General features: G+C 39.5%; 9 protein-coding genes and 1 riboswitch. Of the genes, 2 read left to right on the forward strand and 7 right to left on the reverse strand.

Annotation, left to right across the window (positions count from 1 at the left end; translation table 11 throughout):
- Positions 1-257 precede the first annotated feature (257 nt).
- Complete coding sequence (locus tag COE25_RS18380) at positions 258-662, forward strand: VOC family protein (RefSeq protein WP_088087182.1); 405 nt, start codon at positions 258-260, stop codon at positions 660-662.
- Between the two features lie 309 nt (positions 663-971).
- On the opposite strand, the gene COE25_RS18385 is transcribed toward COE25_RS18380, so the two are convergent.
- The 7 genes from COE25_RS18385 to tenI all read right to left on the reverse strand — a co-directional run bounded on the left by COE25_RS18385 (position 972) and on the right by tenI (position 6754).
- Positions 972-1709 (reverse strand): YwaF family protein, encoded by a 738-nt coding sequence (locus COE25_RS18385; protein WP_098933629.1) that lies wholly within the window; start codon positions 1707-1709, stop codon positions 972-974.
- 369 nt (positions 1710-2078) lie between these two features.
- Positions 2079-2921: an aldo/keto reductase gene (locus COE25_RS18390; protein ID WP_098933630.1), complete on the reverse strand. Its 843-nt coding sequence runs from the start codon at positions 2919-2921 to the stop codon at positions 2079-2081.
- Between the two features lie 84 nt (positions 2922-3005).
- A complete protein-coding gene (locus tag COE25_RS18395; RefSeq protein ID WP_098933631.1) occupies positions 3006-4022 on the reverse strand; it encodes a thiazole biosynthesis adenylyltransferase ThiF in 1017 nt (338 codons plus the stop codon).
- The gene (locus COE25_RS18400) at positions 4019-4786 is read right to left on the reverse strand and encodes a thiazole synthase (protein WP_098933632.1); all 768 of its coding nucleotides are present in this window, start codon (positions 4784-4786) and stop codon (positions 4019-4021) included. The genes COE25_RS18395 and COE25_RS18400 overlap by 4 nt, the downstream gene beginning before the upstream one ends.
- A gap of 1 nt (position 4787) precedes the next feature.
- A complete protein-coding gene (gene thiS, locus COE25_RS18405; protein WP_088087176.1) occupies positions 4788-4991 on the reverse strand; it encodes a sulfur carrier protein ThiS in 204 nt (67 codons plus the stop codon).
- A 10-nt stretch (positions 4992-5001) separates the two neighbouring features.
- Positions 5002-6132, reverse strand: coding sequence for a glycine oxidase ThiO (gene thiO, locus COE25_RS18410; protein WP_088087175.1), 1131 nt, complete (start codon positions 6130-6132; stop codon positions 5002-5004).
- Positions 6116-6754 (reverse strand): thiazole tautomerase TenI, encoded by a 639-nt coding sequence (gene tenI / locus COE25_RS18415; protein WP_306572665.1) that lies wholly within the window; start codon positions 6752-6754, stop codon positions 6116-6118. Before tenI ends, thiO begins: the two co-directional genes overlap by 17 nt.
- 119 nt (positions 6755-6873) lie before the next feature.
- Positions 6874-6982: riboswitch (TPP riboswitch) on the reverse strand.
- 179 nt (positions 6983-7161) lie between these two features.
- Between tenI and COE25_RS18420 the strand changes: the two genes are divergently transcribed.
- A complete protein-coding gene (locus tag COE25_RS18420) occupies positions 7162-7578 on the forward strand; it encodes a DUF1284 domain-containing protein (RefSeq protein ID WP_088087173.1) in 417 nt (138 codons plus the stop codon).
- Positions 7579-7682: the final 104 nt, after the last annotated feature.

A 7682-nucleotide genomic window follows, 5' to 3' on the forward strand; every position in this document is an offset into this window, starting at 1 on the left:
AAATGGATGATAGCTGTAAAATTTGGTAGTTCAAAAGACCTAGTTATGTCATTAAAACTTTATGGTTAACTTATATTTGATGCTGATTGATGATTTCGTGTGAATTTGATTTCTACATTAAAGTACCCATTAATTTTAGTTTAATACTATTTCTTGTATAAAGAACAAATGTTCGTGTATAATATAAAATATGACCACTACTGCTGTTAATAGAAGCACCATGGCTTACCTAATTTAATGACAAAGGAGAAAGTAAAATGATTAAACCCTATTTAATGTTTAACAGAGAATGCGAAGAGGCTTTTAAATGGTATCAAAAAGCATTTGATGGAGAAATGATTTTAATGCAAAGATACGGTGAGATGCCGGCAAATCCTAATTTTCCTATTCCTGAAAGCCATAAAAACCTTGTGTTGCATGCACAATTGAAATTAACGGATTCGGGTATTATTATGGGTTCGGATGGAAATCGAGACTTTCCAAATAGCGAGAAAGTGGTCATCAGTGTCGAACTTGACTCTGAAGAGCGTGCTAAAAATGCATGGAATGTGCTTGAAGATGGCGGAACCATTCTTATGGATCTTCAACCAACTTTCTTTGCCAAGCTGCATGGTTCTGTGAAGGATAAATATGGAGTAAGTTGGATGTTTACAGTAGAATAGAAACCCCCATAATACATATGAGTCATAAACTTTTCTGCTAAACTCGTTATTGTTGTTTTTATGTTAAAAATGATTAAGAGCTGAAGATCATTTCTTCAGCTCTTTTGCTGTCATGTCACAACAACACTGAAGGTTAACCATTCTTAATATATTTCCCAGTTTTTCGGTTTTTTACATATTTCTTATGCCATTAGCCTTGCGGGCCAACTTGTATCTTATCCCTCCTTTTTTCCAGACAACAAAAAAATCCCCTCCAAGTCTAGAAATCTTTGATGATTCTTTAGACTGAGAAAGGATATTTTTCGCTAGTCATTCACTCTCACCTATTTTCTTTTCAACATTAATGCTCTTATTTTCTATTTCTTGTAAATTATCCATTGAAATGTACGTGATGATAAATAACAACAATGCGGCGATCTCAAGATTAATATAATACATAATCCCACTGCCTAAAAATGATAATATTGTTTTTGTTTCTGAAGGGTTCGCTAAGAAGAAAAAATTCGTTCCAAGCTTTTGATTCAAGAAAAAAATAGGTACGGCGATAATGTTCACAGTTAAAAAGTTAAATAAAACCCCTTTCCTAGGAATCCTGTAACCTTCAAAATGGATAAAATACAATACGGACAATGGAATAGCTGAATGTTGAAGGAAATATCTTATGAATCGAAAATGAGGAAATTGGTTGACAATACCAGGAGTAATCATACTTAAAATAGGAGGTAGGGTACCGATAAAAAATAACAAATTAAACGCTTTTTGATTGTTTTTCAAGTATAAGAACAGTGCTAAAAAGGTACTAATTGAACAAAGCTGTAATGGAAGATCATCGACTTCCCATTTATTTGTTAATATTAACCACAAATGCTGTGATATCTCACAAACAAGCAAAATACCGAATAGTATCCATTTTATAATTGGCTGGTATGGTTTAAGTTTCTTTTTGTAATAAACTAAAGCGCAACATGTAATAAAGAAGAGAATTAACGTAACAATATGGGGAATAGAAAACAACGTGAAATTCCTCATTTCTGTAACAGAAAACATGATTTCATCACCTCTCACTGTGCATATAAGGCGGAGAGCTAAATCTAATTCTTTTCATATAAGCTGCTTATTGCCGCTACATCTTTTTAACCTCGGTTTTACTTTATATCCATTTCCTTTATATATATTTTTAATTTCTTGTACTAATTCTCAAAATTCCTCATTACACTGAACACAGCTAGTATTAAAATGTTGTAAACAATAATTCTCCCACGTAAATCACCTCTTAGGTTAATATACTATTGAGTATTAACAGAAAAGGGTGTCCTAAAAACTACACCCTTTTATGGTTACAGGACTCCCTAAAAAATAAAACACTTCACTTATATTTTTAGTGGAGTGTTTTGTCTGTTTTATTTATTAAATGCTTTAAAATTCTTCGTATACTGCAGGATCTTGGTTGTTTATTCTGCCATAAGGGCGAGTTAATCCTGATAGGATACTCATTTCTATTTCATCTAGGGAGAAGTCAAAAATAGATATATTTTCAAGCTGCCTTGCAGGAGATGATGATTTAGGAATGGCAATGGCCCCAAGTTGATAGTGCCAACGTAAAATAATTTGTGAAATAGACTTGTTATGATGATCGGCAATCTGTTGAATGGTATCATTTTGTAAAACTTCATTTGCTCGAGCTATTGGGCTCCAGGATTCCGTTGTAATGTTATTTTCTTCATGCCATTTTCTTTGTGGTGCTTGATTGAATAATGGGTGTAATTCGATTTGGTTAAGGCTAGGTTTCACACCTGTTTCTTTTTCTAAACGCTCTATATGTTCAGGTAAGAAATTACAGACACCGATCGAACGAATAAGCCCCCATTTTTTAGCATCAATTAATGCTTCCCAAGCTTCCACGTATATGTCCTGTTTCGGATTTGGCCAATGAATGAGATATAAATCATAATAATCTAGATTTGCCCGAAATAACGATTCTTGAATGGTCGCAACCGCCCTGCCATAGGTTTGATAGCGACCTGGCAGTTTCGATGTAATCTTTAATTTTTCTCTTGCAATAGAACTGCGTCTAACAGCCTCACCAACCGTGCCTTCATTTTCATAATTATAAGCAGAATCTATTAGTCTATATCCCATATCAATTGCGCTTAAGATGGAATGAACACCATCATTCCCTCTTAGCTTATATGTACCCAAACCGATCACTGGCAAAGTTAGCCCATCATTAAGTGTAATTTCTGGAATTAATTTATCCATCACTAATCCTCCTTTCCATAATAATAAAGCTTAGCATAATTTTGGTAACTTTTCATGGAAAGACTTCATCGCCAGCGGTTGTCATTACCCTAAGTATCGATGGTATAGTGCCTTTGCTTCGGAAATATCCTTGGTTCCGTGGACTAACACCCTTCCGTCTTTAAAAATGACTAATCGGTGCGGATCCACTGAATAAGATAATAGATACGGATTTCGCTGTACTGTTCCCCCTTGATTTGCCAATAATTTTTCTAATGCCACCAAGTCACGCAAGGCGGGAAGCGCAGGACGTATCTGAACAGAATCTCTTCCACAGAGGACAGCTGTCTTGGTTTGATTTTCAAAAGCTAAATAGGGGAAGGATCGTTCTTCCCCACAGGTTGGACAATCTTCTTTTTTCAATTTATCTACTTGGATCGTACTATGTTGATTTTTCCACAAGTCAAAAGACACGAGTTTGTTCCGCAGCGAATCCGCATCTCCGACCAAAATCTTCAAGGTCTCACTTATTTGATACGCAACGACCATGTTCACAGCTGGACTTATTATTCCAGCTGTGTCACAAGTTAATCCGCCTAGCGGAACGGTTTCAAGTAAACAAGCAAGGCAGGGTGTTTTTTCTGGAATAATCGTGTAGGATATTCCGTAGCTTCCCACACATGCCCCGTAAATCCAAGGGATGCCCACCTTTTGTGCTACATCATTCATGATCATTCTTGTTTCGAAATTATCGGTTGCATCAATCATCAGATCCACATTTTGAGCCCAGTCAAGAAGCTCTGTAACGGAGGCATCACCAATGATGGCCTCAATCAGCACCGAAGAGTTAATCGCTGTTAATCGGTTTTTAGCTGCGATGACTTTGGGAATTCGGTTTTTGGCATCTTCTTCAGCATAGAGCTGCTGCCGCTGTAAATTCGACCATTCGACATAATCACGATCCACAATGGTGAGCTTCCCAATTCCCGCGCGGACAAGTGCTTCGGCACTTCCTGAACCGAGTGCTCCCATTCCGATGATGAGTACATGTTTCGTGGAAATTAGCTGCTGCCCGTCTTTCCCAATCGGTGAAAATAGTTCCTGTCGTGAGTAGCGATTCACCCGATACTCATTCCTTCCTTGGGACTGCTGGCTGTCGCATATCTCTTTTTCTCGATTCGTCCGGCTTCAAAGCCTAATCGTCCCGCTTCGATCGCTAAACTCATGGCTCGAGCCATTTTGACCGGATCATTTGCTGCTGAAACAGCCGTATTTAATAACACCCCATCAGCTCCTAATTCCATCGCCAATGCCGCATCAGCTGGGGAGCCAATACCAGCATCCACAATCACAGGCACGACCGCTTGCTCGATAATAAAGCCTAGGTTAACAGGATTGATGATCCCTTGACCGGATCCAATCGGCGAAGCCCCTGGCATGACCGCATGACAGCCCACTTCTTGGAGCTTTCGAGCTAAAACCACGTCATCGGATGTATAGGGGAGGACAATAAATCCTTCTTTCACTAATTCTTCCGTTGCTTTAAGGGTTTCAATCGGGTCAGGAAGCAAGGTATGATCACAGCCAATCACTTCCACTTTAATCATATCGCATAGTCCTGAAGCTTTCGCTAGTTTTGCGATCCGAACCGCCTCTACGGCTGTTTTTGCTCCAGCAGTATTAGGCAGAAGCTTATATTTTTGAGTGTCGAGCTGTTCTAAAAAATTCGGCTGGCTTGGTTCAAAGATATTCATTCGTCTCACCGCAAACGTGAGGATTTCTGCTTTCGACACTAGCACTGCTTCCTTTTGGATTTCAAAGCTTGGATACTTTCCCGTACCAAGTAACAAACGAGATTGAAAGGATAATGAACCTATTTTTAACATGTCAACCGCCTCCTACAAAATGGACTATTTCGATTCGATCTTTATCTGATATTCTCGTACTTTGGTGCTCTAACCTGGTTAATATTTCACCGTTTACTTCCACAACAACGACCTTATCTTGGATGTCATAATATTTGAGAACATCTGAAACAGATACGATATGGTCGGGTAATTGGATCCACTCGCCATTTACTACTACCTCCATGGTTTTCCTCCTAACTAACCGTTTCTTTGTGCCGTTCTAGGTGAAAAGCAGAGAGTAGTTCCTGATTTAGTAATCTACCTGACACTAGGTCCGCAACTAGTTCCCCTGTCATCGGGCTTAATAAAATTCCATTTCGAAAATGGCCTGCTGCCACGAACAACCCACGCAAGCTTGGATGTTCGCCCATATAAGGAATTCCATCGCCTGTCTGCGGTCTGACTCCAGCCCATACTCGCTCCCATGCTGCCTCCTTAATCTGTGGAACTAATTGAGTCGCTCTTTCTATCAATGTAGCAATCCCTTCAGGAGTTACCTTGGTATCAAAGGTATTTTCAATCATAGTCGCACCTATATAAATTTCCCCATTTCGTTTCGGTACTAAATAACAACGTTTGTCGGAGAAAATGGTAGTGTTGATGATCGGCCTTTCTGTTCTAATCGAAAAGCATTCTCCTTTAACCGGATACACAGGAATATCGATTCCTGATTCTTGCATTAATTTCGCCGCCCAAGCTCCAGTGGCAACAACCACCTGTTCACAATGGATGACGCCCTTGCAGGTGGTAACCCCTTTAACCTGACCGTTTTCATAGACAAAAGACAGAACCTCCGTCTCTTCACATATTTGGGCACCAAAATGTTCCGCGGCTTTTGCAAAGGCTTGTGTTAACTTTGCTGGTTGCACATGCCCATCATGAGGGAGATACATCCCTCCAGCTACACTTGGTGAAAGAGATGGTTCCAGCAACCGTACTTCCGATGCATCGAGCCAGGTAATGGTTGGATCCCATTTTTTTTGGAAGGTGATCTGTTTTTTTACCTCGAGCGCTATTTCTTCGGTTTCGGCAATTTTCACCATTCCTTTATTCACATACTCAATATCAATTCCCGTATATTCAAATAACTCACTTGCGAGCGTTGAAAACATCGCTTGACTTTTTAAAGCTAGCTGGAATAAAGGACCGTCTTGTTCCAGCTCTGCTTGTGCTGCCAACATTCCGGCAGCCGCACTGGACGCTTGGCAAGCGACTCGTTCCTTCTCAATTATGATGACTTTTCTTCCCCTTTTTGCAAGCTGGTAGGCAATCGAGGACCCGATAATTCCGCCTCCGATAATGGCCACATCAAATGATTTTTCCACTTTGTTCATCTCCATTTAATACATTTAGGTAAGCCTTAACTGCTGCTAATGGATCGTGAGCACCTAAAACTCCTGACATGACTGCGATCCCTTTTGATCCTGCTTGAAGTACCTGCCCCGTATTTTCAGGTGTGATCCCGCCGATGGCTATTACCGGGATGTCTAATTGGGTAAGCCTTGCTAATTCCACTAGTCCTTTTGGGGTCTTACCCGGTTTTGATTGCGAAGGAAAGACATGGCCATATAGCACGTAATCAGCACCATTCTCTTTTGCTTGTTGTCCTTCCTCGTAGGAGTGGATGGAGCTCCCGAGGAAAAGCTGAGGAAAATTTTCTTTCACAAGCGCTGCATTTAAACTATGGAAGGCTAATTGAACTCCTCTAGCCCTTGTAACGCAGGCAACATCGACTCGGTCATTAATGATAATCTTTGATAATGGGATGTTTTCATTTGTTAACCGTTGGACGGCTTGGAAAAGTTCCTGTGCTGTTTTTTGTTTTTCCCGCAAATGAATCGCGGTTATATAAGGATGAATTTCGCTTACAGTTTCACATAATTGTTCTATTGGCATATTTCCATTGGAAATAATATGTAACTCTTTATCTTTTATACTAGTTAAAATACCCGTCCCTCCTTTTAATCAGATTCCGAAGATCGAAGGCTTAAAGTGAAAAACAAAAAACCACTTTCTTTAGGTAAGAAAGTGGTCGAAAATTCGAAATAGAAAAATACGTTCTTCAAATATCCCGTTTTCCACTTCCCTACGCTGGTATTACCCAGATCAGGTTCATAGAGTCCCGAAGTAGTACTTCAATCTCAGCCCTTTAAAAAGGCACCTCTAGCGGATTTGCTTCATCTATTTAATTGTCATGTAATGATTTCCCTGCATGGATAATGTTAACACTTCAGGTAGAAATGTCAAATGTTTTTCTTTTTTTTATGGTAGACTAAACCCTATACATGTTAACCAAATTACAATTATAGTTTACTTTTAATGTCAAAAGGGAGTAAACAAACTGGGGGAGAATAATGTATAAGCTACGAGGACATCATCTTTTTTGCCTTCTAGGCTATCGGGGAATGGGCTATTCCCAAGAATACGTGGAAAATATGACGCTTTTGCATCAAACCTTGAGAAGCAACCCAAAAACGTTGATTATGCTTGTAAAGGGACCAGATCAGTTGTGTGAAAAGTTCCCTAATTCAGGTGAATACCATTGCCAAGACGACCAGATCTTTGAAAGAGATGCCGTTATTTTAGACAAAATGAACCTTACAATCGGACAAATTCTTAGATGGGAGGAAATTGAGTCCCGTATCCTAAAACATGTCATCCCCGCCGATATTCAAGTTGTCTGTGAAACTTGTTCTTGGCGTTCTTACGGGGTTTGCGAGGAAGGTATTCGAGAGATTCATGAAGGGAAGGGCTTAAGAAAAATTCAATAAACTTCATCTATTCAATGTCCACATGCCCACAGGGACGGTTCTTTTGGCCTTTTTTAATCTCTTTCCTTGTCCAAAAAAGCCAGTAGAAGAACGAAATCGCTAAC

The sequence above is a fragment of the Bacillus sp. AFS031507 genome (assembly GCF_002584635.1).
GTDB lineage: Bacteria > Bacillota > Bacilli > Bacillales > Cytobacillaceae > Neobacillus.